At 60.0% G+C, this 25,296-nt stretch carries 22 protein-coding genes and 1 pseudogene; 13 read left to right on the top strand and 10 right to left on the bottom strand.

The window, feature by feature from the left end:
- Window positions 1-5: 5 nt before the first annotated feature.
- From BSG20_RS11980 to BSG20_RS11970, 3 genes are all read right to left on the bottom strand, one after another.
- The gene (locus BSG20_RS11980; RefSeq protein ID WP_072375366.1) at window positions 6-1,085 is read right to left on the bottom strand and encodes a nickel/cobalt transporter; all 1,080 of its coding nucleotides are present in this window, start codon (window positions 1,083-1,085) and stop codon (window positions 6-8) included.
- Complete coding sequence (locus BSG20_RS11975) at window positions 1,079-1,720, bottom strand: DUF1007 family protein (protein WP_072375364.1); 642 nt, start codon at window positions 1,718-1,720, stop codon at window positions 1,079-1,081. The genes BSG20_RS11980 and BSG20_RS11975 overlap by 7 nt, the downstream gene beginning before the upstream one ends.
- An 88-nt stretch (window positions 1,721-1,808) precedes the next feature.
- Complete coding sequence (locus BSG20_RS11970; RefSeq protein ID WP_072375361.1) at window positions 1,809-2,702, bottom strand: LysR family transcriptional regulator; 894 nt, start codon at window positions 2,700-2,702, stop codon at window positions 1,809-1,811.
- A 569-nt stretch (window positions 2,703-3,271) separates the two neighbouring features.
- Between BSG20_RS11970 and odc2 the strand changes: the two genes are divergently transcribed.
- From odc2 to BSG20_RS11950, 4 genes and pseudogenes are all read left to right on the top strand, one after another.
- On the top strand, window positions 3,272-4,405 hold the full coding sequence (odc2, locus tag BSG20_RS11965) for an ornithine/lysine decarboxylase (protein WP_072375358.1): 1,134 nt from the start codon (window positions 3,272-3,274) through the stop codon (window positions 4,403-4,405).
- Window positions 4,406-4,548: 143 nt separating this feature from the next.
- Window positions 4,549-5,139 (top strand): GNAT family N-acetyltransferase, encoded by a 591-nt coding sequence (locus tag BSG20_RS11960; RefSeq protein WP_072375355.1) that lies wholly within the window; start codon window positions 4,549-4,551, stop codon window positions 5,137-5,139.
- 1,033 nt (window positions 5,140-6,172) lie between these two features.
- Window positions 6,173-6,262, top strand: a pseudogene (locus tag BSG20_RS38620) (DUF6719 family protein); the annotation flags it as partial.
- 87 nt (window positions 6,263-6,349) lie between these two features.
- A complete protein-coding gene (locus BSG20_RS11950) occupies window positions 6,350-7,360 on the top strand; it encodes a serine hydrolase domain-containing protein (RefSeq protein WP_072375352.1) in 1,011 nt (336 codons plus the stop codon).
- 553 nt (window positions 7,361-7,913) lie between these two features.
- Here BSG20_RS11950 and BSG20_RS11940 read toward each other — a convergent pair.
- From BSG20_RS11940 to BSG20_RS11930, 3 genes are all read right to left on the bottom strand, one after another.
- On the bottom strand, window positions 7,914-8,903 hold the full coding sequence (locus BSG20_RS11940; protein WP_072375655.1) for a WD40 repeat domain-containing protein: 990 nt from the start codon (window positions 8,901-8,903) through the stop codon (window positions 7,914-7,916).
- Complete coding sequence (locus BSG20_RS11935) at window positions 8,903-10,015, bottom strand: CobW family GTP-binding protein (RefSeq protein ID WP_072375347.1); 1,113 nt, start codon at window positions 10,013-10,015, stop codon at window positions 8,903-8,905. The genes BSG20_RS11940 and BSG20_RS11935 overlap by 1 nt, the downstream gene beginning before the upstream one ends.
- A gap of 123 nt (window positions 10,016-10,138) precedes the next feature.
- Entirely contained in the window at window positions 10,139-10,930 is a 792-nt protein-coding gene (locus BSG20_RS11930; protein WP_072375344.1) for a creatininase family protein, read from the bottom strand.
- 113 nt (window positions 10,931-11,043) lie between these two features.
- On the opposite strand from BSG20_RS11930, the gene BSG20_RS11925 reads away from it, so the two are divergent.
- The 3 genes from BSG20_RS11925 to BSG20_RS11915 all read left to right on the top strand — a co-directional run bounded on the left by BSG20_RS11925 (window position 11,044) and on the right by BSG20_RS11915 (window position 13,726).
- Window positions 11,044-11,616 (top strand): MarR family winged helix-turn-helix transcriptional regulator, encoded by a 573-nt coding sequence (locus BSG20_RS11925; RefSeq protein ID WP_072375341.1) that lies wholly within the window; start codon window positions 11,044-11,046, stop codon window positions 11,614-11,616.
- Window positions 11,617-11,735: 119 nt separating this feature from the next.
- Window positions 11,736-12,758 (top strand): LacI family DNA-binding transcriptional regulator, encoded by a 1,023-nt coding sequence (locus BSG20_RS11920; protein ID WP_072375338.1) that lies wholly within the window; start codon window positions 11,736-11,738, stop codon window positions 12,756-12,758.
- 20 nt (window positions 12,759-12,778) lie between these two features.
- Window positions 12,779-13,726, top strand: coding sequence for a 2-hydroxyacid dehydrogenase (locus BSG20_RS11915; RefSeq protein ID WP_072375335.1), 948 nt, complete (start codon window positions 12,779-12,781; stop codon window positions 13,724-13,726).
- A gap of 55 nt (window positions 13,727-13,781) precedes the next feature.
- Here the strand turns inward: BSG20_RS11915 and BSG20_RS11910 are convergent, their stop codons facing one another.
- On the bottom strand, window positions 13,782-14,153 hold the full coding sequence (locus BSG20_RS11910; protein WP_072375332.1) for a COG4315 family predicted lipoprotein: 372 nt from the start codon (window positions 14,151-14,153) through the stop codon (window positions 13,782-13,784).
- 259 nt (window positions 14,154-14,412) lie between these two features.
- Between BSG20_RS11910 and BSG20_RS11900 the strand changes: the two genes are divergently transcribed.
- Together BSG20_RS11900 and BSG20_RS11890 are read left to right on the top strand one after the other, a co-directional pair.
- On the top strand, window positions 14,413-15,318 hold the full coding sequence (locus tag BSG20_RS11900) for an adenylate/guanylate cyclase domain-containing protein (protein WP_072375326.1): 906 nt from the start codon (window positions 14,413-14,415) through the stop codon (window positions 15,316-15,318).
- Between the two features lie 353 nt (window positions 15,319-15,671).
- Window positions 15,672-16,712: a fatty acid desaturase gene (locus BSG20_RS11890; RefSeq protein WP_177309835.1), complete on the top strand. Its 1,041-nt coding sequence runs from the start codon at window positions 15,672-15,674 to the stop codon at window positions 16,710-16,712.
- A gap of 229 nt (window positions 16,713-16,941) precedes the next feature.
- Here the strand turns inward: BSG20_RS11890 and BSG20_RS11885 are convergent, their stop codons facing one another.
- The gene (locus tag BSG20_RS11885; RefSeq protein WP_072375320.1) at window positions 16,942-17,721 is read right to left on the bottom strand and encodes a gamma-glutamyl-gamma-aminobutyrate hydrolase family protein; all 780 of its coding nucleotides are present in this window, start codon (window positions 17,719-17,721) and stop codon (window positions 16,942-16,944) included.
- A gap of 295 nt (window positions 17,722-18,016) precedes the next feature.
- Here BSG20_RS11885 and BSG20_RS11880 point away from each other — a divergent pair, with 295 nt between their 5' ends.
- Window positions 18,017-19,126: a TRAP transporter substrate-binding protein gene (locus BSG20_RS11880; RefSeq protein WP_037119584.1), complete on the top strand. Its 1,110-nt coding sequence runs from the start codon at window positions 18,017-18,019 to the stop codon at window positions 19,124-19,126.
- Between the two features lie 54 nt (window positions 19,127-19,180).
- On the opposite strand, the gene BSG20_RS11875 is transcribed toward BSG20_RS11880, so the two are convergent.
- Both BSG20_RS11875 and BSG20_RS11870 read right to left on the bottom strand, forming a co-directional pair.
- The gene (locus BSG20_RS11875; protein ID WP_072375317.1) at window positions 19,181-20,722 is read right to left on the bottom strand and encodes a TRAP transporter large permease; all 1,542 of its coding nucleotides are present in this window, start codon (window positions 20,720-20,722) and stop codon (window positions 19,181-19,183) included.
- Between the two features lie 21 nt (window positions 20,723-20,743).
- On the bottom strand, window positions 20,744-21,283 hold the full coding sequence (locus BSG20_RS11870) for a TRAP transporter small permease subunit (protein WP_072375314.1): 540 nt from the start codon (window positions 21,281-21,283) through the stop codon (window positions 20,744-20,746).
- Window positions 21,284-21,611: 328 nt separating this feature from the next.
- Between BSG20_RS11870 and BSG20_RS11865 the strand changes: the two genes are divergently transcribed.
- The 3 genes from BSG20_RS11865 to BSG20_RS11855 all read left to right on the top strand — a co-directional run bounded on the left by BSG20_RS11865 (window position 21,612) and on the right by BSG20_RS11855 (window position 25,222).
- Window positions 21,612-23,915, top strand: a complete 2,304-nt coding sequence (locus tag BSG20_RS11865) for a putative bifunctional diguanylate cyclase/phosphodiesterase (RefSeq protein WP_072375312.1) — start codon at window positions 21,612-21,614, stop codon at window positions 23,913-23,915.
- A gap of 204 nt (window positions 23,916-24,119) precedes the next feature.
- Complete coding sequence (locus tag BSG20_RS11860) at window positions 24,120-24,818, top strand: N-acyl amino acid synthase FeeM domain-containing protein (RefSeq protein ID WP_244541317.1); 699 nt, start codon at window positions 24,120-24,122, stop codon at window positions 24,816-24,818.
- Between the two features lie 179 nt (window positions 24,819-24,997).
- On the top strand, window positions 24,998-25,222 hold the full coding sequence (locus BSG20_RS11855) for an aa3-type cytochrome c oxidase subunit IV (protein WP_072375306.1): 225 nt from the start codon (window positions 24,998-25,000) through the stop codon (window positions 25,220-25,222).
- Window positions 25,223-25,296: the final 74 nt, after the last annotated feature.

The following is a 25,296-nucleotide window of genomic DNA, read 5'->3' as shown; positions in this document are numbered from 1 at the left end:
CTTCCCTAACCCTGCAGCGAGGCGCCGAGCAGCAGCGCGCCCATGGCAATCACGAGCAGCGCGCCGAGAATTTCGATCGCATTCCCGATCCAGATCGAAGCGGCAGAGCCGCGGCCGGCAAACCGCATCGCGGTGCTTTTGGCGGTGACGGCAAGCGTCGCCAGGATCGCGACTGTTATGGCGGTGCCAAACGACATGGCGATCACCGACAGCACGCCGCCGAGATAGAGGCCGTTCAGCAGCGAGAAGGTCATGACCAGCAGCGCGCCGGAGCAGGGACGCAGGCCGACCGCGATGATGGCCGACCAGGCTTCCCGGATATTAAAGTTCTCCGCGCCGAGCAGGGACGGGTCGGGCATGTGCGATTGCCCGCAGGTCTCGCAGGCCATGCCCGCAATGAACTTGTGCCCGGTTTTGAGCGCTTGCGCCTCGCCCAAGGCGTAGCTTGCCCCCTGCTTCTGTGCCTCGTTGTCCCTCCAGTCCAACATCATGCTGACGGGTCCGGAGGACGTTGCCATGACTTCGCGGCGCGGCATGCCGGCGACGATCGCGCGCAGCTTGCGAAACAGCAGCCAGCAACCGAAGAGGACGACCATGATGAAGCTCGCGATCTCCATCGCCTGTGTCGCTGCGGTCAGGGTAATGCCGGTGCCGCGCAACACCAACCATGCCCCGCCGACGAGCGTGATCGCCACGAGCCCTTGTAAGAAGGCGGACACGAAGGAGATCGACACGCCGCGTTTCAACTCGATTTCGTTCGCGATCATGTAGGAGGAAATGACAGCCTTGCCGTGTCCGGGACCGGCGGCATGGAAGACGCCATAGGCGAAGGAGAGGCCAATCAGTGTCCAGAGATGCCAGGTGTCATCCCGCATGGCTTTGAGCGCGCCGGTCAGCGCGCGGTAGAAGGCTTGCTGTTGCGCATTGACGTAAAGGAGAATGGGCGCGAGCGGACCGCCGGTCGGCTGGAAGCTTGGCTCCGACGTGCCGATGCCGAGCGGCGATTGCGCATGCGCGACCGCTATGCCCGCGATGAGCGCGAGCGCTACACCCAGGGCAAGCGGTCGAAGCCGGTGCCTCAGCATGTCACATCCAGCCGCGTCGCAAAAAGCTTCGACATGTTCGTCCCCGTCGGGTCGCTGAAGAAGGCGTCGGTCAAGGACTGCTTGTTCTCGGCGATCACCTGGTCCGCATCGGGGCGGACGACCTGGTGTTTGCAGCTTTTGAAGCTGTCTCCGACCAGGACCAGCTCGTTATCGCTCGGAAAGTCGATCGACGTGTAGAGCGTCGGGTCGTAGACGCCGAAAGTCAGGCGGCCCTTGAGCGGCATTTTTTCCGCCGGCTTGACCGCGAAGAACATCAGGAGCTGGCCCTGCTTGTAGTCCACATGGATCAGATCGGGCTTCTCGACCTTGATGTTCTTACCGTTCATCGTGAGGTTCATGTAGTAGTCATAGTCGACCAGCGAATCCCGCACCGTCTTACCGACCTCGGCCAGCTCGTTCGGATCGAGCTTCAGGTCGGTGTTCTTGTCGAAATCCAACACGACGGATGAAGAGAAGACCTCGTCGAAACGCCAGACGTTGCGCAGTTCGGCAACATTGCCGTCATCGTCGGCGACGACCTCCAACCGTGCCTCGACGAACACGTGCGGGTGCGCAAGGGCGGCGGCTGGCAGGAGCGACAGCAGCGACGCCATCAGGAATGTCGATTTCTTCATGCGTGCTCTTACTGCGGGATCCCATTGTTCATCTGAGTCCTTGCCAGTAAATGGGACGGAATTGGGACCGGCTGCGTCGACAAGGTGGTCAGGGGTGCTTCCTGAACCAATTGTGAAGATAGTCGACGAAGATTCGCACCTTGGCCGGCAGATAACGGCGGTGCGGGTAGACGGCATAGATGCCGCGATCGGTCGGAATGTAGTCGTTGAAGAGCGTCACCAGCTCGCCGTCTTCGATCGGCTTGCGGGCGATGAAATCGGGGATCAACGCAACGCCGATGCCGGCAAGGGCGGCGCGCAGCGTCGCATGGGGGCTGTTGACTTCCATGGGTCCGGTGACGGCAACCGCGAAGGAACTATTGTCCGGATTGTAGAAACGGATGCTGCCCTGGCTGCGCGCGTTGGTGTCGATGATGAAGGGGACGTTGGCGAGGTCAGACGGGTGGGCGAGCTCGGGATGGCGTTCGACGAAGTCGGGCGTTGCGCAAAGATGGACGCGGAAATCCGAAATCTTGCGGGCGATCATGCCGGAGTCCTCGAGCTTGGTCACGCGGATCGCGACGTCGAAGCCTTCCTCGATGAGATCGACGAACCTGTCGTCGGCCGCGATATCGAGGGCGAGATCGGGGTTTTCCTTGGCGAAATCGATCAACGACTGCCCGACATCGGCATCGACGAAGGTGCGCGGCACCGAGACTTTCAGCCGGCCCTTCAGCTGCGCGTTGTTCTCGCGCACGAGATCGGCAAGGTTGTCGATTTCTTTGAGGATGTCGGAAGCGGTACGATAGTAGGTGTGCCCGGCTTCGGTCATAGAGAACTGGCGGGTCGTGCGGTTCAACAGCAAGGCGCCGAGTTCGTCCTCCAATTCACGCACATATTTGGACAGCAGCGCCTTGGAACGGCCGGTGCGCCGCGCCGCGGCCGAAAAGCCTTCTGCTTCAACGACATCGATGAAGGCGCGGATGCGGGTGAGGGTGTCCATGGCTGTTGTCTCCGAGCGCGTCGAACCGGGAGTCAAATCAATCGCTTGCCTGCCGTTTCACCACGTTGAACAAATTGCGGTGTATTGTTCAAATATTTTCTGCCGGGAGATGCGAAAAAACCGCTTGATTATGACGGCGAATATTCCTATCTCGTCTTCAGCCCAAAGTCGCACGTGCCCATGGGTGTCCGCCGAACCCTCGAATTGGTGAGGAAATCGGTAAGGTACCTGGAATTAACCCCTCCAGTCGCTATTCCGGCCAACCGGAAAATGCGAGGACGCCTGAAGCAACGACGGTGCGGGCCTTTTTGTTCTCTCCCTGCTTTCCATCAGCGGGGGTTACTGAAGAGGCACACCTTCATTGCCGGAAGTGCGGTTGGGATTCTCCCTCCAATCCATGGCAGACAAAGCCGGATCCATGTCGCTTAAGCGGCGTTGATTCATCATTCGCGCGATCCAAGCGCTTGCTAAGGTTCCGGGGTCTCCACCGGCTGGTTCCTATGCGAGTGATTGGTTGCCCTTTGTCCTCCGGGTTTTCCCGGAGCTCTGGAATTGGAAGAGGGATTGATATGACCACTCAGCGCATCCGCGACTTTCTCGCAACCCGACGTCCCGATGGTCCCTGCCTCGTGGTCGACCTCGACGTCGTGCGCGACAACTTCTCTGCTTTCCGTCATGCGATGCCGGACAGCGCGATCTACTATGCCGTCAAGGCGAACCCGGCTCCTGAAGTCCTGAAGCTGCTCGCCAACATGGGTTCCAACTTCGATTGCGCGTCTGTCGCTGAAATCGAAATGGCGCTCAACGCCGGTGCGACGGCTGCCCGTATTTCCTACGGCAACACGATCAAGAAGGAACGCGACGTTGCCCGTGCGCATGCGCTCGGCGTCAGCCTCTTTGCGGTCGACAGCCACGAGGAAGTCGAGAAGATCTCGCGTGCTGCTCCCGGCTCCCGCGTGTTCTGCCGCGTTCTGACGGATGGCGAAGGCGCGGAGTGGCCGCTGTCGCGCAAGTTCGGCTGCGTGCCGCAGATGGCTGTCGACGTTCTCGTCTACGCTCATCAGCTCGGTCTCGAGTCCTACGGCGTGTCGTTCCATGTTGGTTCGCAGATGACCAAGGTCGATGCCTGGGATTCGGCTCTGGCCGATGCCAAGCGCGTCTTCGTCCAGCTGGCCAAGCAAGGCATCCACCTGCAGATGGTCAACATGGGCGGCGGCTTCCCGACCAAGTATCTGCGCGATGTTCCATCGGCGGAAGCTTACGGTCGTGCAATCTACCAGAGCCTGCGCAATCACTTCGGCAACCAGCTTCCGAAGACGATCATCGAGCCGGGCCGCGGCATGGTCGGCAATGCCGGTGTCATCAAGACGGAGGTCGTGCTGATCTCGAAGAAGTCGGACAACGACGCTGCCCGCTGGGTGTTCCTCGACATCGGCAAGTTCGGCGGGCTCGCCGAAACGATGGACGAAGCCATTCGTTACCCGATCCGCACCGAACGTGACGGCGACGAAATGGACCCTTGCGTGATTGCCGGCCCGACCTGCGACTCGGCCGACGTGCTGTACGAAAAGAATCTCTATCCGCTGCCGATCTCCCTATCGATCGGCGACGAGATCCTGATCGAAGGCACCGGCGCCTACACGACCACCTATTCGGCGGTCGCGTTCAATGGCTTCGAGCCGCTGAAGGCCTACGTTATCTAGCACATGACCCCTCAGATCTTCTGATCTGAGGAAAGCCTCATGGGCCGAGAATCGACTTTGCCTGCCCCGTAGCCAGCCGGAGCGGCACCCTCACAATTCATATCAATCGCCGCTCATAACGGTTTTGGGTACGGGAGGCCACGATGGCCGCTGTTCTTGAATCTGTCCGCGCATACTTTGCGCCGTCTGTCTTCACCATCGACGCCGAAAATCCCGGCGATGTCGTGGCTCGCGAGAATTTGCTCGATCGCGCCATGGGTCCGAACCGCCGCAAGAAGTCCTCGGAGAAGATCCGCCGCGGCCGCGTTCCGGCAGACGGTCTGGCGCTGGTTGCGCGCGATCGCGATGGCCATGTGATCGGCACCGTGCGTCTGTGGAACGTCGAGGCCGGCGTCAATGCTGAGGGCACGCCGATCGATGCGCTGCTGCTCGGACCGCTGGCGGTCGTTTCCAGCTTCGAAGGCAAGGGCGTCGGCTCGGCATTGATGCGGGCTGCCGTTCTGGAAGCCAAGAACCGCGGGCACGGGGCGATCCTTCTTGTCGGCGATGCCCCCTACTATGAGCGTTTCGGCTTCTTTGCCGAGAAGGCTCAACATCTCGTCATGCCAGGGCCTTTCGAACGCTCCCGCTTTCTGGCGCTGGCGTTGATCGAGGGCTGGCTTGATGGCGCGGCCGGCATGATCGTCCCCTCGGGACGCATGCTGGCCACCGCGCCGGTCCGCAGGGCGGCGTAATCGGCATGGCCTCTCCCCGAAAGGGGAGGGGCTTTTTTGTTGTCCCGTTTTTCCGGAAATCAAGTTTAGGAGCGCCGGAAGACCCGGCGAACGCGTAGCCTAAACTTTTACGACTGCTTGCCCCCTTAGGCTTCAATCATTTGACGACGCTTGCGTCGATGAATTGAGTTCCGGCAGTCTGAACGACATTTTCAGGTATAGCGGCGATGAAGAACATCGTGAAAGCATAAACCGCGAATATAGTCGCTGCGGCAGTGGCCCTTAGAATCATTCATGCACTCCTATTCTCAGGAGTTCAATGTGGGCTCAAAACGTGGCTTTCCAAAGAGTTTTCTGAACGCCAGATGAACAAAAAACCGTGAGAGCAAAAATTAATGATATTTTAGCAACACCTGAGTTTCGCCCTTGGGAGCCAGAATTCCCGGTTTGTTCCCATGAATATGCAATAATTTCAATCATATAGATGAAAGTTTAGGCAGACGTTTTCCACTCCTGCCACAGGTTGTTATTCGATTGCCCGGTCAACGGGCAGGGAGCCGGGTTCATGAACCGGTCCGCCTTCCGTTCATATTTCGGCGCTCGCTGATGGTTGCCAAGGCTGGGTCGGATGCCGTCAGAGTTGATGATCCATCGGGGAACCGGGCTTCGGGAGACGCTCCTGCCGATCGTGAAAACCCGGAAAGCCGGTGCGATCGGGCAGGCGATGCAGCCTGACATCCCACTCCAATATCCTATCGCCTGCCCATTCCCGTCAGCCAAACAGTTGCGAAGCAAGCTTCGCGCGGCGCGTTGGGGCGCCTGCGCGATGCCGGCTTACGCCTTTCGGATTCGTTGCGTCGACCTTCATTCTGTAAGATTGTAAATTAGCAATGCGATATATGAAGGCGCGCAAATGACACGTTCAACTTTGATCCTGGTGTGCATTTCATTGCTTTTCGCGATTTCCAGTGTTGCACCGGCAAGCGCCGAGATCCAGACCGTCACATCCAAGCCAACCGTGGAGTCGCTAGCGCCCGGCTAATCAGTACTCTTTGACGACAAGAGGTGTCCGAGCGGAATGATCGCCAAGTTCACCAAGGCGCAGAAACGAACCTCCATGAAACGTAGCTGCGTTCATCGGTGACGGCATGGCGATCATAAACTTTCACGTCCGCGTGAGCCGCGCGGGGCGGGCGATGACTTTGCGGTGCGCCGACGCTAGCTCAGCGGGATGATCACGCGCCTCGTTTTCTTCGTCGTTCTTGTGCTGTCCCCATTCGCTGCCACCGCCCAGCAGGAAAACGGGCGGACGACAGCTCTCCTGGAGAGCTTGTCTTCACGCGAGGATCTAAAGCCGCTTAAGACGGTGATCGTCGCCAGGGATGGGCGGACTGTGGCGGAGCAAGGCTATCGCGGCCACACAGCGACCGAATCCGTCAACATCAAGTCCGCGTCCGAATCGATCATCTCGAGCCTCGTCGGTATTGCCATCGAAAGGAAATTGCTCGAAGGGCCGGAGCAGAAGATCGCTCCCATCCTGAGAAACGATCTGCCCGCCCATCCCGATCCGCGGCTCAACGAGGTTACTATCGGCGACCTGCTCTCTATGCAGGCAGGACTTGGTCGGCTGTCTGGTCCCAACTACGGCCGCTGGATCTCCTCCCGCAACTGGGTGCGTTTCGCGCTTGCTCAGCCCTTCGCCGACGAGCCCGGCGGTCAGATGCTTTACTCGACCGCTTCCACTCACCTTCTCTCGGCGATCCTGACAAAGGTTGGCGGGAAATCGACGTTGGCTCTGGCTCGCGAATGGCTCGGGCCTGTCGACGGTTTCCGAATCGGCGCCTGGGAGCGCGACCCGCAGGGCATCTATCTCGGCGGCAACCAGATGGCGATGACGGCGCGCTCGCTGCTGGCTTTCGGCGAACTCTACCGCAACGGCGGCAAGACCGCTGGCGGCGCGCAGGTGGTGCCGGCGGACTGGATCGCGCAGTCGTGGCAGCACCGCACCAATTCCCGCTTCTCCGGCGACGACTATGGCTACGGCTGGTTCTCGCGGCAAATCGGCGGCGAAGAGGTCCACTTCGCCTGGGGTTACGGCGGCCAGATGCTCTACATCGTGCCCTCATTTGGCATGACGGTCGTGATGACATCGGACGAGAGCGGCCCATCCGCGCGCACCGGCTATCGCGATGCGCTGCATCGGCTTCTGGCCGAGATTATTGCAGCCAGTCGCGCAACCTGATGAGCGATTTCGGCACATCAAAAAAAGCAAGCGACCTGTAAAATTGAAATTCAATAGCGCGGTTCTAAGTGCGCCAGCCATAGGTTGGAGAGTGCCCGGAAATGATGCTGGACCTGAGAACGATCTACGTCGTTTCGGCCATGAGATGTCTGGTCCTGGGCAGCGTGCATCTCGCGGCGCATCGGAGCGGCCGCTCTGGACGCTGGCCGGCCTGGTGGGGTGTCAGTAATCTCCTCATCGGTATCGGCTCCTTCCGCGTCTCCCTGCGCGATCTCCCTCGACGCCGGCAACGTCTTGACGATCGCAGGCTACCTCCTGACGTTCTTTGCCGTTCGTGTCTTCGCCGAGCGGCCGGTCGGCAAGCGCTACTGTGTGCTTGCCATCGCCTGCATCAGCCTGCCCGTTCTGATGTCCACGGGAGATCCCGCCGCGGTATCGGCCCGCATCCTCGATGTTCAACCGTGTGCTGCCTCTGTGATCTTGCAATCCTGCGGGAAGGCCTCGCCATTCACCGGCGCGAGAAGCTGTTCTCTGGACGGCGCGCTCTTGCTGCCTAAGCCGCGATATCGACCACGCCGCAATCGCCGGCTTCGGACGCGAAGGCCAGCAGCTTGCCGTTCTTGCTCCAGCTCATTGAGGTGATCGCGCCTTTGCCGGGACGGCGCAGCAGCGCTTCCTTGCTGTCGGCAACGCGGACGGCGAGGATCATGCCGTCGATGAAGCCGATGGCGAGAATGTCTTCGACGGGGTGGAACCTCACTGACGTCGCCATGATGTTGGCGCGGGTACCGAGTTCGAGCGGCGCCTTGCCCATCGGGCCGTCCTTGCCATGGAACGGCCAGACGATCGCGGCCGGCGCGCCCGAGGAGGCAAGCCACTTGCCCTTCGCCGACCAGGAGAGTGATTTCACCTTTGCAGGATAGCCGGTCATGCGCATGTGCCGGGTCTCGGCGCCGGCCTTGCTGTCGAGCTTCCAGCCGTGCAGCGCGTTCTCCTGCATCATGGTGACGAGGAAGTTGCCATCCGGCGAGAAAGTCACGCCGGTGTGGGCGCCCTTCCATTCGAGATCGACCGGTTTGGCGGCTGTGCCGACCCAATGTAGCGACACGCCATTATAGCGCGCAGCGGCAATGCGCATGCCCTTCGGGGCAAAGGCGAGGCCTTCGACTGTGCGCTCTTCGGTAAATTCCTTGGTCGTGCCGTCTGCGAGACGGACGAACGCACTCTTGCCGTAGGAATAGGCGACGGCACCCTGAGGACCGGCGGCAAGCTGCGAAATCCACTTGCGCGGTGCGCTGGCAAGCTCGGTCACGCCGGCGTCAGCCGCCATGCGCAGCACCTTGCCGTCCTCGCCGCCGGATATCAGGCTCTCGCTGTAGGGATCTCTGATGCAGCTCAGCATGCCCTGATGGGCCTCCGTGACCTTCTCTCCACCATCGAGGCGGTGGAAGGTGCCGGCGGCATTGGCGAAGAAAGGGGTGTCACCTAAAAATTCGACGGCCAGGATATGGCCGTCGAGATCAAACGGGGCAACTGTCGGCATCAGGCTGCCGCCTCGCACGCCTTAAAGGAGGCTTCGAGCTTTTCGCTGTCGAGTTCGCGGCCGATGAAGACGAGACGGGTCTCATGCTTCTCACCGTCCCTCCACGGACGCTGGTGATCGCCTTCGACGATCATGTGGACGCCCTGCACGACATAGCGTTCGGGATCGTCCTTGAAGGCGATGATGCCCTTGAGGCGCAGGATGTTCGGCCCCTGCGTCTGCGTCACCTTCTGGATCCAGGGGAAGAAGCGCTCGGGGTTCATTTCGCCGCCGCGCAGCGAGACCGACTGCACCGTCACGTCGTGGATTGGCGACATGGCGCCATGATGATGGTGGTCATGGTCATGGTCATGGTCGTGGTGATGGTCATGATCGTGGTCGTGATCATGCGCGTGGTGATGGTGGTCGTGATCGCAATCCGGACCACAGACGTGGTCGTCGTGGTCATGATCGAGGAAGTGCGGATCGTTCTCCAACGCGCGCTCCAGATTGAAGGCACCCTGATCGAGAACGCGGGCGAGATCGACGCCGGAACGGCTGGTCTTGTAGACGCGAGCCGATGGGTTGATCGCTTGCACGATGTCTTCGATCTGCGCCAGCTCTTCGGGCGTCACTAGGTCGGTCTTGTTGATCAGGACGACGTCGGCAAAGGCGATCTGGTCTTCCGCCTCGCGGCTATCCTTCAGGCGCAGGGGCAGGTGCTTGGCGTCGACGAGGGCGACGACGGCGTCGAGTTCCGTCTTGGCGCGCACGTCGTCATCCATGAAGAAGGTCTGGGCGACCGGCACCGGATCCGCAAGGCCCGTCGTTTCGACGATGATGCCGTCGAAGCGGCCGGGGCGGCGCATCAGGCCTTCGACGACGCGGATCAGATCGCCGCGCACCGTGCAGCAGACGCAGCCATTGTTCATTTCATAGATCTCTTCGTCGGATTCGACGATGAGGTCGTTGTCGATGCCGATCTCGCCGAATTCGTTGACGATGACCGCATATTTCTTGCCGTGGTTCTCCGACAGGATACGGTTGAGCAAGGTCGTCTTGCCGGCGCCGAGGTAGCCGGTCAGAACGGTAACGGGGATTGGCTTCTGCTGGGTGGAGATCGCGTCGGTCATGAGAACCTCGAGAGATGGCGCCCGGGGGCGGGGCTAAGAATTCGTCGGTCTCATATAAGGAGTTGCGAGCGGCAGTTCAAAGGGTTTTGTATGTTATAAGATCACATCGCAAGGGCGATGGTTTCAGCCAAGCTGTGTTGCATCGAACGCGTCAACGTCCTCGAGCAGTTCCACCAGGCCTTTTACGGAATGTGCGATCAGTGCCTCGCCTTTCTGCGCCGTTGCGAGTGCTGCGTTGCCCGCGACGCCTAACGGGCTCAGGTCGGGCATCTTCCATCCGAAGGCGTGCGGGCCGTAGGCGCGCAGATGTTTGAAGCGGGCAGCAAAATCAGACTGGCGGGAAGGGAAGTCAGCGGCCTTGCTCATATCGACCCTATCAGGGTGAAGCGCCAGCATGACGGAGGTCTCGATGTCCCCGCCGTGGATGTCGATCGCCTTCGCCTCGGGCGAAATGGTGTCAGGCGGAACACCGAAGCGTGTCCAGCTGGTCGCGACGGCAAGCATGTTGAAACGGACGCGGGCCTCCGTTGCAACGATCGTCATCAGCGGCGAGTTGCCGCCATGCGCGTTCAGCATCACCAGCTTGCGAATGCCCAGGTCGGAGAGCTTTCGGGCAATGCCCAGCCAGTGCTCGACGGCGTCGCCGTATGTCAGCGTTTGCGTACCGCTCGCGTCCATGTGCTCGATCGAGTAGCCGATCTCCTCCGTTGGCAGGAAAGTCACCGGCAGGGCAGCGGGAAGGGTGGCCTTAAGCCGGGCAACGATACCCTTGGCGATCAGCGTGTCAGTCTCGAAGGGCAGGTGAGGGCCGTGCTGCTCATGCGCGCCAAGTGGCAGAACAGCGATCCACTCGCGGCGGTCTTTGGGCGTCAGGTTCGGATCGTTATCCTCGAAGTCGCGAGAAGGCTCCGTCATCCGGCTAAGACCTCTTGTTTATGACGAAATGATGCGCAATGTCATAACGCAGCATTCTCAATGCTTAGCGCATAAGCCCTTAAACCGAAATCGATTTAGGGGCGATGATATGAATGTTCCGGCTCGCTTGCAGGGCGAGAGATGCGCAACGCAGCAAAGTCAAAGGGATGGCGATGGGGAAGAAGCACAAGGATGGAAAGAGGCAGAAATCCAAAAAGAAGGACCAGACCGAATATACGGTCGTCGATCTTTCGCCGGCTTTGACGCAGGCGGCCCGGTCGATGCGCACCGTCTTGTCGCGCAACCTCCTCGAAAGCGGCCTCTATGCCGGCCAAGACGGCGTGATCGTTTTGCTTGCGGAAAGTGACGGCATGACCGCCGGCGGACTGGCGCAGAAGCTCGGGGTCAAGGCGCCGACCATGACGCGCACGATCGGGCGCATGGAAGCGCAAGGCTTCCTCGAGCGCAAGGCGGACGCCGAAGATGCGCGCCTGACGAAAGTCTATCTGACCGAACTCGGCCGCGGCAGCGTCAAGGCAATCGAGATGGCCTCTTCGGCCTGCGACCGGATGGCAACCCAGGAGTTTTCCGAGAAGGAAATTCGCAACCTTGTCCGTCTGTTGAAGGCAATCGACGGCAACTTGCAGTCCGCTGCCATTCCTCTCGATGAGCCTGAGGAAATCTGACAGATTTGTGAAATTACGAATTGCCTCGCTGCGTTTAATCTTTTAATTAAACATTTTAATAACGCTCGACTCTTCTAATTGTCGGGCGCGTAGAAACCGCGCGTTGCTGGGGAGGACACGTGGCTCAGAAGATCAAGCTTTCGACGATCGCCGAAACGCTCGGCATTTCAACAGCAACCGTATCTCTTGCCTTACGCGACAGCCCGCTGGTGGCTGGCGCCACCCGCGACAAAATCAAGGAACAGGCGCGCGCGCTCGGCTATATCTACAACCGCCGTGCCGCCAGCCTGCGCACGTCTCGCTCCGGCATCATCGGTGTCGTCGTGCACGACATCATGAACCCGTTCTACGGTGAAATCCTGAAGGCAATCGAAAGCGAGCTCGATCGCAGCCGGCACACTTTCATTCTGTCGAATCATTACGATTCGGTCGAAAAGCAGCGCACCTTCATCGAAACGCTGCTGCAGCTTGGCGGCGACGGCGTCATCATGTCGCCGGCGATCGGCACACCGCAAGAGGACATGCAGCTTGCCGAAGACAATGGTATGCCGGCGATCCTGGTTGCCCGCTCGTTGGACGGATTGGACCTTCCGACCTATCGCGGTGACGACAGCTACGGCATTTCGCTTGCCACCAACCACCTGATCGGGCTTGGCCATCGCTCGATCGCCATGATCGGCGGCACCGACCAGACCTCGACGGGACGCGATCGCTACCAGGGTTACGTCAACGCGCTGCGCAAAGCCGGCATCGATGTCGATCCGGGCCTGCGCATTCCCGGCCCGCGCTCGATGCAGGGCGGCTTCGAAGCGGCGGTGCATTTCCTGTCGCTTCCGCAAAAGCCGACGGCTGCCGTCTGCTGGAATGACCTCGTCGCGATCGGCCTGATGAACGGCATCGCCCGCGCGGGTCTCGTCCCGGGCAAGGATATCTCCGTCACCGGCTACGACGATCTCGAGGAAGCGTCGATATCGATGCCGGCGCTGACGACTGTCTGGAATGGCCAGGCCGAAGTCGGACGCCTTGCCGCCCGCGCGCTTCTCGATCGCCTGGCCGGCAGCCACGAGCCTGACGGTCTCCATCTGATCAAGCCGGAGATGCGTATCCGCCAGTCGACGAGCCCCTACCGACCGCGCCCGTGAGCAAGCCAAGAGGAAATGCCATGTCCCGCATCGCTGTTCTCGTTCCCGGGAAGGTACACGAACGCGTCCTGACGCGCCTGCGGGAGAGCTTCGATGTTATCGAAGCCGATCCGGTGGCGCTCGATGCGGAGGCTGCAGGGAGAATTCGCGGCGTCGCCGTCTCGGGCACCTTCAACGCCGCCGCGATCGACAGCCTTCCGAATGTCGAGCTCATCTCCAGCTTCGGCGTCGGCTATGACGGCGTCAATGCAAAGCACGCGGCCACCAAGGGCGTCATCGTCACGAACACGCCCGACGTGCTGAATGACGAAGTCGCCGATACGGCGATCGGACTGCTGCTCAACACGATTCGCGAGCTTCCGCGTGCCGAGAACTGGCTGCGTGCCGGCAATTGGAAACCCGGACAGAACTATCCGCTGTCGCGCTTTTCCCTGAAGGGCCGGCATGTCGGCATCTATGGTCTTGGCCGCATCGGCCAGGAGATCGCCAAGCGCCTGGAGCCGTTCAAGGTGAAGATCAGCTACCACACCCGCACGCGCCATGCCGATGCGCCATATGGCTACTACCCGTCGCTGAAGGACCTTGCCGAGGCGGTCGATACGCTGATTTCCATTGTTCCGAAAACGCCGCAAACGCACAAGACGATCAATGCGGAAATCCTGTCGGCGTTGGGACCAAACGGGGTCTTCATCAATGTCGGACGCGGCTGGACGGTCGACGAGGATGCGCTTGCGGCGGCCCTGAAGTCTGGAACAATCGGCGCTGCCGGCCTCGACGTCTTCTACGACGAGCCTGATGTGCCGGCCTCCCTGCTCGATCTGCCGAACGCAGTGCTTCTGCCGCACCTTGCATCGGGCTCGGTGCCCACACGCAACGCGATGGCGGACCTGGTGGTCGACAACCTGATCGGGTGGTTCCAAAATGGCAAGCCGATGACACCGGTGCCGGAAACGCCGGTCAAGGCGTAACTGCGACGGAGCGGGCGCGATTGCGGATGCGCGCCCGTCCAAATTGGCCGCTCAGCTATTTGGCGACATGCCACACGCCACCCACGCCATCGCCTTTCATGTCGCCTGCCATCTTGTCGTCGACAAACATGTAGAGCGGCTTGCCTTCATAGGCCCACATTTCCTTGCCGTCCGCGGCCTTGACCAGCGTCCACTCGCCTTCCGCCTTGGCCTTGGCGGCGGCATGGAAGGCTGGCCATTTCTTCAGGCAGGCCTTGTCGCAGTTCGATTTGTCCTTGGCATCCTTGTCGAAGGTATAAAGGGTCATGCCCTTTTCAGTTGCCAGGATCTTGCCCATCTTCGTATCGACCATTTTGGCCGGCTCGGCTGCAAATGCCGGAAGCGCGGTCGCGGCCAGCACGCCTAATGAGACCAGCAGCGTTTTCATGATTTTCCTCCCACTCGGGAGTGCCGGCGAAATGCCGGTAGTGCCCGATATGCCTCATGGAAACGTTCTATCGGCAAAGCTGTTCCGCGGTCTTCCTGCCGCGGCAGAATGTCGCGACCGGTGGGCGACACCGATGAAGGGACGTGAGCGGGAGGTTTTTCGGCAACGTTTGTTCGCGTCAATTTACATCAATCACAATCGCGCATATTCATTTCGCTTCTCGAACGGCCTTACGTTGATTGGGTAAAAGCGAGACATCATGAACGAAACTCGGCGCAAGCTGACCACCATCTTCTCCGCTGACGTGCAGGACTACACGCGGCTGATGGGGGCCGACGAGGAAGGCACGCTTGCGATGCTGAAACGCTCGCGGGAGGCGATGTCGGGCCTGATCGTCGCGCATGGCGGCCGGGTGATCAATACCTGGGGCGACGGTCTGATTGCCGAATTCCCGAGCGTGGTCGAGGCGGTGCGGGCTGCCGTCGATGTTCAGAACGAACTTGCAGGGATGAATACAGCCCGGCCTGCGGACGGGCGGATGCTGTTTCGGATCGGCATTAATCTCGGCGATGTAATCGCCGAGGGCGATGACATCTATGGCGATGGCGTCAACATTGCCGCCAGGCTTCAGGCCTCGGCTGTCGCCGGCGGCATCGTAATTTCCAATACGGTCTACGACCAGGTCCGCAACAAGGTCGCCGTCGGCTTCGATTTCCTGGGACCGCTCGCGGTCAAGAACGTCGCCGAGGCTGTGCCGAGCTACGCCGTCAGGATCGGCGAAGGCGTGGATAGTTCATCGCAGCGGCCCGTGAGCGCCGTGCCGGCGGGGACCGTCTCCACGCCAGACGCAGGCCCGCGGAGCACGAAAGCGCGAAAGATGGGCGCTCTCTACGCAGTGGCTTCGGCCGCATTGGTGGTGATCAACCTTCTATCATGGCAGGGCGTTTTCTGGGCGGTCTGGCCGATTCTTGCTTTTGCCTTTGTAGCGGCGATGACCTGGGTTCGCAGGCAGAACCGCATCGACCGACGCATCGCCGCTCTTGCCGTTGTCGGACTGGGCATTGTCGCCATCAACCTTCTGTCGTGGCATGGAACATTCTGGGCGATATGGCCGCTTCTCGGCATCGCTGTTGCGGCCGGTATTCGATGGGCAATGCGCAGCTAGCACCGGCGATGGGCGCTTTGAGCGGCGGCTGGAATACATCTTCCGGTTCATCCACCAACTAGAATTCCATCTTTTCCGATCTCATTTTCCGGCGTGTCGTAGATGGAGATTGTTATTTTCTGTGATTTTTTCTCCAGATTATATTTCTGGGCGCTTCTATCAACCGATGGCAATCGCTGCTATCTAGGCCGCATTACGCTGCGCCGCAGAAAGATCCTCATGACATACCCCCCGCTTCGCGACCGCGTCGTCATTCGATGCGTCGAAAATGAAACCCAATGCAAGGGCAGGATTTTTGCCGTCGCAATAGCCCTCGCCTTCTCGGAATTCATTGCTGTTCGCGGAATTGTTCTTTGATTGAGTCCCTTCAGCGCGACCTAAGCCCACCCCTTTCCGACGAAAAGGCTTGGCTCAAGATCCTCGCCAAATATCGCCAGCCGCATCTCAGACGCAGCGTTTTCGAACTTGCGGTAACGGCCATTCCATTTGCGTTTTGCTGGGCTGGCGCCTTGGCAGCGGTTCACTACGGCTTCTGGGCCGGGCTGATACTGATTGTTCCCGCAGCCGCTTTTCTGCTTCGCTTGTTTATGATCCAGCACGATTGCGGCCACGGCTCTTTCTTTGCGCGTCGGCGCGTCGACGATTGGACGGGCCGCGTGATCGGTGTCCTCACACTTACGCCCTATGACTATTGGCGCCGGGCGCATGCGGAGCATCATGCCTTGGCGGGAAATCTCGAGGGTCGCGGCGTTGGCGATATAACAACGCTGACGGTGTCGGAGTATAACGGCCGCTCCTGGCCCGGTCGGCTTAACTACCGCCTGTACAGGCATCCGGCAGTCATGTTCGGCATCGGCCCGGCATGGCTGTTCCTGTTCAAGCAACGGCTACCTTTTGGCATGATGCGATCCGGTTCCTTGCCCTGGATATCCACCATGGCGACAAATCTGGCGATCGCGATTATCTCCGCGACATTGATGTGGACAATCGGAATCCTGCCCTTCCTGCTGGTGCATCTGCCCATCGCCCTACTGGCGGCAACCGCGGGCATCTGGCTCTTCTATGTGCAACATCAGTTTGAGGAAACCCATTGGTCAAGAGAACCGGAATGGCAATTTCCACATGCGGCCCTTCATGGTGCATCGCATTACGACCTGCCGCTGGCGCTTCGCTGGATCACTGGCAACATCGGGATCCACCACGTTCACCACCTGTCGAGCAGGGTACCCTATTACAGGCTTCCGGAAGTGTTGAGAGACCACCCAGCATTGGCCGGTCTTGGCCGCATCACCATGATGGAGAGCCTGCGTTGTGTAAAACTGGTCCTGTGGGATGAGCAAAGCCGACGCCTGATCTCGTTTCGCGATGCCGCGAAGCTGCGGCACGCACAGTAGTCTTGTCAGTCAAAACCGCAATGTGCCGTTCGGAGCGGATCGGCCTTTTGGATAGTTGAAGGTGATATGACTGTAGACGAAGTCGCAGGTACCATTGCATCTCTACGACGCAGCCAACAACAGTTGGCGCCTGCGTCCTCGGTCGCCGCTCCTTGACCCATTGGAGAACAATATCGGCCGACAGCAGTCGCCCGTTCGGGGCCAAGCGACATACGCTCATGACTGCCCTTCAGGCAAGCGCCTCATTCTCGGCCTTGGACAGCTTGCCGCTCGCATAGGCTCTCACCGCATCGCCGAAGGCCGTGAAGATCTGGTTCGAAGGCTTGTCGGTCTCGGCCCAGTATTCCGGGTGCCATTGGACGCCAACTGCAAAGGCTGGAGCATCGATCACCGAGACTGCCTCGATCGTGCCATCCTCGGCGACCGCCTCTACCTTTAGGCGCGGAGCCGTCTTGGCGATGGCCTGGCGATGCAAAGAGTTCACCTTGATCTCGCCCGGGCCGACGATGCCGGCAATGCAGGAGCCCTCTTTGACGAAGACGCTCTGGCGGATTGCGTACATACCGTCGCGGTCGACATCCGCCGGCTTGCGGTGGTCCCATATGCCCGGCTGGTCCTGGATCTCGCTCGCGAGTGTGCCGCCCAGTGCGACGTTGAGCTCCTGGATGCCGCGGCAGATTGCCAGCAGCGGAATGGCGCGGTCGATGGCGCGGCGGATCAGCGGCAGGCTCGTGGCGTCACGCGCGATATCGAAAGGCCCGTCGGCGTCGGTCGCCGTTGCGCCGTAGTAAGACGGATGGACGTTGCTGGCCGAACCCGAGACGAGAACACCGTCGACGCGGTCCAGAATCGCGTCCGTGCCGTAGCCTTCCTCGAAGGCTGGAATGATGAAGGCCATGACCCCGGCGGCGTTCAACGCAGCGCGCACATATTGATGCTGGACGGCGTGCCAGCTGGCGCCGTCGAAGGTGCGGATATCGGCAGGAACGGCGACGATCGGCTTCGTCATTTTCACCCCGGTCGGAAGATGCAGTCATTATTGTGAGAGCCGAGAATGGCTTGGAAGTCAACGTCTCGGCGCAATCACGGGCGGAATTGCGGCATTGTCGGCCCGTGGCTCCGGCCTGTCTTGCCTAACTCGCTGATTTTGATGCAAATGCGCTTGACGCCATATTGCCGTCGTGATGCCAAAGACTAATGGCACGGTGCTTGAAACACGGTTGCCACCGTGCTTAGCTTCCAGCTATTGCTGCGGGCAGAGATGAGGGTTCGCCTCGCAGTACCATCTATACGGGAGGTTTTTGATGGATCGTCGTTCATTCATGAAGAAGGCAGGAACCGCAGGCGCCGGTGCGGTCGCTGCTGCCGGTGCGCTGGCGGCACCCGCCATTGCACAAGAGAACCCTAAGATTTCCTGGCGCATGACGTCGTCATTCCCCAAGAGCCTCGATACGATCTATGGTGCGGCAGACGATATCTCCAAGCACCTTGCCGCGGCGACCGACGGCAATTTCACCATCCAGCCGTTTGCGGCAGGCGAAATCATTCCGGGGCTGCAGGCCGCCGATGCCGTCAGTGCCGGCACGGTCGAGGCAGCGCACACCTGCTCCTATTATTTCGTCGGCAAGGATCCGACCTACGCGATCGGTACGGCAATCCCGTTCGGTCTCAACGGACGCCTCACCAATGCCTGGTTCTACGAAGGCAATGGCAACAAGCTGATGAACGAGTTCTACGCCACGCAGGGCATTTACGGCCTGCCGGCGGGTAATACGGGTGCCCAGATGGGCGGCTGGTTCCGCAAGGAAATCAATACGCTCGATGACCTGAAGGGCGTCAAGATGCGTATTGCCGGTCTTGCCGGCCAGGTCATCAGCAAGGTCGGTGTTATTCCGCAGCAGATTGCCGGCGGCGACATCTATCCGGCCCTCGAAAAGGGCACGATCGATGCCTCCGAGTTCGTCGGCCCCTATGACGACCTGAAGCTCGGCCTGCACAAGGTTGCGAAGTACTACTACTATCCCGGCTGGTGGGAAGGCGGTCCGACGGTTCACGCCTTCTTCAACCTGGAAAAGTGGAACAGCCTGCCGAAGCACTATCAGGCGGCGCTGACAGATGCCTGCGCCTTTGCCAACACCAACATGATGGCAAAGTACGACGTGAAGAACCCGCCGGCGCTGAAGCAGCTGGTATCGGAGGGCGCGACGCTGCGTCCCTTCAGCCAGGACATCTTGGAAGCCTGCTTCCAGGCGGCCCTCGGCATCTATGCCGAGATTTCCGCATCGAACCCGTATTTCAAGAGGATCTATGAGGATCAGACCGCGTTCAAGCGCGATGCCTACCTCTGGGCGCAGCTGTCGGAATACACGTTCGATACGTTCATGATGATCCAGCAGCGCGCCGGCAAAATCTGATCGCTGGCCAACCCCGACAAGAAGAAGCCCCGGATTTCGATCCGGGGCTTTTTTTCAGTTGATCTTAGGTGGCTGGCTGAGATCCGTTGCCGGCGGCGCAGGCGTTGCGGGTGCAGGCGGCTGGCCGGGCAGGCCATTCATCGGCGGCAAGGTCAGTCCGGGCATTTGCGGTGAGCCACCCCCGGGCGCGCCCAATGGTGGCAGCGAGAAGCCATTGCCGCCGAAGCCCGGCACTTCGATCTTGATCGAACTCGGATCGACCTTCGGTCCCTTGTCCAGCCAGTAGGTCACCGATTGCGGCCAGAAGATCACGATCGCCACGAGGATCAGCTGCATACAGACCCAGGGCACGGCGCCCATGTAGATATCCGACGTCTTGACGCTGCGATCGGCAATCGAACGCAGGTAGAAGAGCGCGAAGCCGAAGGGAGGATGCATGAAGCTCGTCTGCATGTTCACGCAGATCAGCACGCCAAACCAGATCAGGTCGATGCCGAGTGCCGAAGCCACCGGCGCCAGCATCGGAATGACGATGAAGGCGATCTCGAAGAAATCGAGGAAGAAGGCCAGCACGAAGATGAAGATATTGGCGAAGATCAGGAAGCCGACCGGGCCTCCGGGGATGCCCGACAGCATGTGCTCGATCCAGCGTGAGCCGTCCATGCCCTGGAAGACAAGGCTGAAGCAGGTCGAACCGATCAGGATCATCACCACCATCGAGGTGATGTGCATGGTGGAACGCATCGCTTCCTGCATCAGCGGCCAGGTGAGGCGGCGATGCATGGCGGCAAGCACCATGGCGCCGACGACGCCGAGCGCGCCGGCTTCGGTGGGCGTCGCGAGCCCCATGAAGATCGTGCCGAGGACAAGGAAGATCAGCACGATCGACGGCACCATCCCTGACAGTACCCTCATGAGCAGCGCCCAGTTGAAATCGCCGCGGACTTCCTTCGGCAGCGGCGGCATGGCGGCCGGCTTCAAGAACGACAGGATCAGGATGTAGCCCATGAAGATCGCCACCTGCAGGATCGAGGGGCCGATGGCGCCGAGATACATGTCGCCGACCGATTTGCCGAGCTGGTCGGCAAGCACGACCAGCACGAGCGATGGCGGAATGACCTGGGTTATGGTGCCGGAGGCGGCGATGACGCCGGTGGCGAGCCTCGGGCTGTAGCCGTAACGCAGCATGATGGGCAGCGAGATGACGCCCATGGTGATGACGGAGGCGGCCACCGTGCCGGTGATGGCGCCGAGCACGGCGCCGACCAGGATCACTGCATAGGCAAGGCCGCCCGGAATTCTGCCGAACAGCTTGCCCGTTCCCTCCAGCAGATCTTCGGCCAGGCCGCAGCGCTCCAAAATAGCGCCCATGAAGGTGAAGAAGGGGATGGCAAGCAGCAGGTCGTTGGAGACGATCCCGAAGAAACGCAGCGGCAGGGCCTGCAGGAACGCTTCGCTGAAATGGCCCGTGGCGATGCCAATAATGCCGAAGAACAGGCCGACGGCGGCCAGCGAAAAGGCGACCGGAAAGCCGTAGAGCATGAAGAGAATCATACCCACGAACATGGCCGGCGGAATGATGCCGAAATCAAACAATGGTGTTCCTCCGGGCCCGGGCTACTGCAGCGGCTTTTCGTATTTCGTATCGATCAGGATGTAGCCGGTGAGGGCGGCAATCCTCTTGATCAACTCCGAGAGACCTTGAAGGGTCAGCAGCCCGAAGCCGAGGAAGAGAACGAGCTTGACCGGCCAGCGGATCAGGCCGCCGGCATTGGCCGAGACCTCATGCTGCAGGTAGGAGGACAGGAAGAAGGGCCAGCAGAGCCAGGTCAGGAAGAGGCAGGCCGGGATCAGGAAAACGACAAGGCCGATGACGTCGATCCAGATCCTCGCCTTGTCGGAGACTGCGCCATAGATCAGGTCGACGCGCACGTGCTCGTTCATGCGCAGCGTATGAGCTGCACCCAGCACGACGATGAAGGCGAAGAGATACCATTGGATCTCGAGCCAGCCATTTGAGCTGTAATTGAAAGAATAGCGGATCAGTGCATTGGCGGCGCTGATCAGACAGCACAACAGCACCATGTATTCGGACAGTTTGCCCATGAATTGGCTGACCGCGTCGATCAGCCGGCTGACGGTCAACAAAGCCGGCATGCCTTCCCCCTGTTATGTCGCGCGTTTTTATGCGCCTTTTATCTTTCCACCGGTTTAGACCACGGTTTTTCAAATTGAAAGATTAAAGGGGGCGTGTTGGAATATAGTCGTATAAAGCGCATGCGACACGCTTGGCGTCAATGCGGGGCGCACAGACAACCTCAGGATAGGCGTGATGCCGCGAAAACTTCACCGAATGGCTGCATAAGTCATTGCAAACGCTAAAATTCATCCCAGGGTTTTGGAAAATTCGACAAAATGTATCGATTACCCGAAATCAATTTTTAAAGGGTTGCGGTTAAGGTTTCGCCGCACAGGGAAAGTATGGATGAAGCCACATAACCCGAACAGGGTCCCTACCGACGTTTATCTGTCGTTTGTCAGTTCCCTCTTCGGGAATCGCATGACACTCGTCGCGGGTGTCATCGTGCATGTGGTTGCCTTCCTCGCCGTAGCCCTGAAAACCAGTTCTCCGTTCTATGTCGCCCTTTCGGTAGGTTTCCTTGCCGTTTTCGCCGGCCGGATGGTTACCTTCCGCATGTTCGACAAGGTCGACAAGCGGACGCTGTCGCGCGAGCAGATCGAACATTGGGAAACCGTCTATGTCATCGGCGCTGCCTCCACGGCGGCGATCCTTGGCATCGGCAGCGGCTATGCCATCTTCATCCTGCAGGATCCGTTCGCCGAGCTCGCCTGCATCGCGGTCACCATGGCGTCGATGGTCTCCGTCGTCGGCCGAAATTACGGATCGCAAAAGGCGATCGACCTGCAGACACTGGCCTGCTGTCTGCCGATGATCATCTGCAGCCTGATGGCGCTCGACTTCTATCGCGCGATCCTGTCGGCCTTCCTCATTCCGTTTGGCCTGACGACGCGGGCAATGGCGAATGGCGTGCGCGAGTTCCTGTATGAGAACGTCATTGCGCGTCGCCAGATCTCGATGATCGCCGACCGCTTCGACACGGCACTCAACAACATGCCGCACGGTCTGGTGATGGTCGATCCGGAAAACCGTATCCAGGTCATCAACCGCAAGGCCTGCGACCTTCTGAAGATTGGCGATCCGGAGCGGCTGAAGGAACGCGACCTCGGCGCGGTGTTGCGCTACGGTGCCCGCTACAGCTTCATGGATTCCACCCAGCCGGAGCTGATCCTGCGGCAGATGACGCATGTCGCCGAGGGCAAGCTTTCGCGCACGCTGATTCACTTTCCAGAAGATCTGTCCCTGGAGTTTTCGGCAAGCCGCCGCGCCGATGGCGGCGCCGTCTTGATTTTCGAAGACGTCTCGAGCCGCGTGAAGGCCGAGCAGAAGATCCTGCACATGGTTCGCTTCGATGCGCTGACCGGTCTGCCGAACCGCGAATACTTCAGCCACCTCGTGCAGGACTACCTGACCAAGTACCAGAAGAAGCGCGGCCCTGTCGCCTTCATGGTTCTCGATATCGATGAGTTCAAACATGTCAACGACATGCGCGGCCACATTACCGGCGACCGCCTGCTCTGCGCCATCGCAAGCCGCATCGCCAAGCAGGCGGGCAAGGCCATCGTCGGCCGCTTGATGGGCGACCAGTTCATTCTCTTCTTCCCGCATGCAAAGGACATGGCCGCGCTCGACGCGGAGATCCACCGCTTCCATGAGAGCATTCAGGGCAACTACGAAGCCGATGACGTCACCTTCCTCGTTTCGCTGAGCGCCGGCTTTGCGATCCTCGAAAGCGATGCCTTCGCGATGGAGGAGTGGAGCATCAAGGCCGATCTCGCGCTCTTCGAAAGCAAGTCGAAGCAGCGCGGCGGAATTGCCGGCTTCGAACGCGAGATGGACGGGCGCTATATCGAGCAGCAAAAGCTCAAGGCGGATCTGCGCGAAGCGATCGGCAACCAGGGTCTCAGCGTCGCCTACCAGCCGATGTTCAAGGCGGACGGAACGCGCATCGAATGCGCCGAGGCGCTGGCGCGTTGGGTCCATCCAGAAAAGGGCGCGATCCCGCCGGATGTCTTCATTCGCATTGCCGAAGAGATGGGCATCATCTCCGAGATCACCCGCTTCATCCTCATGAAGGCATGCAAGGACTGCATGAATTGGCCGGATCATATCGCCGTCTCGGTCAACCTGTCGGCGCGCGATCTGCGCGACGCGGATATTCTTGCCGTCGTTTCCGAGGCGCTCGAGGCATCGCGTCTCGAACCTGCGCGGCTGCATCTCGAAATTACGGAAAGCTGCCTGATCGATGAGCCGGCCGCGGTGCGCGCGATCCTCGCCGAACTGAGGGCACGCGGGATCACGATCGCCATCGACGACTTCGGCACCGGCTTCTCCAGCCTCAGCTATCTCGACACGCTGCCGCTCGACATCGTGAAGATCGACCGCTCGTTCCTGCGCAACATCGTCGAGGACGGGCGTCGGCTCAAGCTGCTGCGTGGCACCGTCAACCTGGCGCGCGAACTCGGTCTGAAGATCGTCACTGAAGGTGTTGAGACCACCGAGCAACTGGCCTTGCTCAACAAGTATCGCGCCACCGATCTCGTGCAGGGCTACGTTTTCTCGCCGGCAGTTCCGGCGCAGAACATCGCCATCCTCTCCCAAAGCCTCAGCCGTCGTACGGCGCCGCGTCGCCGCCCGAAAGTTGCGTAAGCTCGACCGTTTTCTCGGCTGAAGGTTCTTCACGCAAACGCCGCGCCATTAACCTTAACAATTCAAATATAACGCAAGTTCTCGTATCATTCTTGCCCTTCCGCCGGTTCCATATGATTAATGCTTCGTTAACAGGCGGACCGGGTAACTATGGTAGACAACCCTTTAAAGACGAGTGATTTCAGCAGCAAACTTCTCGAAATAATGGACCACGTCGAATACCGCCGCGTCGAAAGCGGCGAGGATATGGAAGAGGTGGAGCGCCTGCGCTACAAGGCCTACAAGGCCCGTGAAGTGCTTCCGGTTGCCGCCAAAAGCATGATCGATGAGGCCGATTTCGACAGTCAGGCGTATGTTTTCGGACTGTACTATTATGAACAGCTCGTCAGCACGATTCGCATCCATCACGTGACGCCCGACCATCGTGTCTCACAATCGGGCGGTATCTTTCCGGCGGAAATGGACGCGTTTCTGGATGCCGGGCTCAGCCTGATCGATCCGGCGCGCTTTGCCGCGGATCCGGAACTCAGCACGGAAATGCCGTGGATCCCTTATCTGACGCTGCGTCCGAACATCGTCGCCGCGGCGCATTTTCGCGCGGACCGTGTGATGCAGCACGTGCGCCCGGCGCATGCAGCCTTCTACAAGCGGGTCTTCTACGCCGACACCGTCGTCGCAAGCCGCATGACGGAGACCTACGGCTTCGATCTGACGTTGATGGCGACCAATGTCATCGAGGTCGGCCGAAAGCTCCTGACGCGCTATCCCTTCTTCATCTCCAGCGCCAGCGAACAGCGCATGATGTTCTCGCGCACGCCCAATGACACGCTACCGCCCCTTACCATCATACCGACGGCACGTTTCATGGCTGAAGGCGATCTCGGAACCGATCTTCCGCTGTGAGGCCATCCGCTTGAATTTGGCTGAGAATGCCGCCTGCCTGCGGCATTCTCTTGCATTGCGCTTTATCAAAGCTTTGTGTAATCCCTCTGCAGGGAAATTTCCTCGCGGATCGAGGGAATCACGGCAGTCGAACGGCCGCATTGCTTTATTGGCCGGGAAGTTTGAGGGAGACGATATTCATGGCTGAGCATCACACAGGACCTGCCGAAGTTGGCGCGCCGATGGACTATGAGGAGCATGAGCAGACCTACAGCATGTTCCTCGCCGCGGCGAAGTACGGCACGCTGTTCCTTGTCGCTCTCCTGCTTGGCATGGCCGCTGGCTTCTTCACTGGTGCCGGTTTCCTTGGCGGCCTCGTCGTCCTGTTGATCGTCTTTGTCGCTGGCCTCGTCCTGCTGCGCTAAGCGCGGCGCGGCTTTTCCAAAGCTTTGACTGAATGTTCGGGCTGAGCAGGCAAGACCTGCGGCAGGCTGGCTGA

Origin of the sequence: Rhizobium tibeticum (assembly GCF_900110205.1) — a bacterium.
GTDB lineage: Bacteria > Pseudomonadota > Alphaproteobacteria > Rhizobiales > Rhizobiaceae > Rhizobium > Rhizobium tibeticum.
The sequence above is the reverse complement of the archived record's forward strand: the minus strand, read 5'-3'. Positions and strand labels throughout refer to the sequence as shown.

Coding starts and splice junctions, on each gene's coding strand:
- BSG20_RS11980 (WP_072375366.1), bottom strand. CDS start 1,085: ATGCTGAGGCACCGGCTTCGACCGCTTGCCCTGGGTGTAGCGCTCGCG.
- BSG20_RS11975 (WP_072375364.1), bottom strand. CDS start 1,720: ATGAAGAAATCGACATTCCTGATGGCGTCGCTGCTGTCGCTCCTGCCA.
- BSG20_RS11970 (WP_072375361.1), bottom strand. CDS start 2,702: ATGGACACCCTCACCCGCATCCGCGCCTTCATCGATGTCGTTGAAGCA.
- odc2 (WP_072375358.1), top strand. CDS start 3,272: ATGACCACTCAGCGCATCCGCGACTTTCTCGCAACCCGACGTCCCGAT.
- BSG20_RS11960 (WP_072375355.1), top strand. CDS start 4,549: ATGGCCGCTGTTCTTGAATCTGTCCGCGCATACTTTGCGCCGTCTGTC.
- BSG20_RS11950 (WP_072375352.1), top strand. CDS start 6,350: ATGATCACGCGCCTCGTTTTCTTCGTCGTTCTTGTGCTGTCCCCATTC.
- BSG20_RS11940 (WP_072375655.1), bottom strand. CDS start 8,903: ATGCCGACAGTTGCCCCGTTTGATCTCGACGGCCATATCCTGGCCGTC.
- BSG20_RS11935 (WP_072375347.1), bottom strand. CDS start 10,015: ATGACCGACGCGATCTCCACCCAGCAGAAGCCAATCCCCGTTACCGTT.
- BSG20_RS11930 (WP_072375344.1), bottom strand. CDS start 10,930: ATGACGGAGCCTTCTCGCGACTTCGAGGATAACGATCCGAACCTGACG.
- BSG20_RS11925 (WP_072375341.1), top strand. CDS start 11,044: ATGTTCCGGCTCGCTTGCAGGGCGAGAGATGCGCAACGCAGCAAAGTC.
- BSG20_RS11915 (WP_072375335.1), top strand. CDS start 12,779: ATGTCCCGCATCGCTGTTCTCGTTCCCGGGAAGGTACACGAACGCGTC.
- BSG20_RS11910 (WP_072375332.1), bottom strand. CDS start 14,153: ATGAAAACGCTGCTGGTCTCATTAGGCGTGCTGGCCGCGACCGCGCTT.
- BSG20_RS11900 (WP_072375326.1), top strand. CDS start 14,413: ATGAACGAAACTCGGCGCAAGCTGACCACCATCTTCTCCGCTGACGTG.
- BSG20_RS11885 (WP_072375320.1), bottom strand. CDS start 17,721: ATGACGAAGCCGATCGTCGCCGTTCCTGCCGATATCCGCACCTTCGAC.
- BSG20_RS11880 (WP_037119584.1), top strand. CDS start 18,017: ATGGATCGTCGTTCATTCATGAAGAAGGCAGGAACCGCAGGCGCCGGT.
- BSG20_RS11870 (WP_072375314.1), bottom strand. CDS start 21,283: ATGCCGGCTTTGTTGACCGTCAGCCGGCTGATCGACGCGGTCAGCCAA.
- BSG20_RS11865 (WP_072375312.1), top strand. CDS start 21,612: ATGAAGCCACATAACCCGAACAGGGTCCCTACCGACGTTTATCTGTCG.
- BSG20_RS11860 (WP_244541317.1), top strand. CDS start 24,120: ATGGACCACGTCGAATACCGCCGCGTCGAAAGCGGCGAGGATATGGAA.
- BSG20_RS11855 (WP_072375306.1), top strand. CDS start 24,998: ATGGCTGAGCATCACACAGGACCTGCCGAAGTTGGCGCGCCGATGGAC.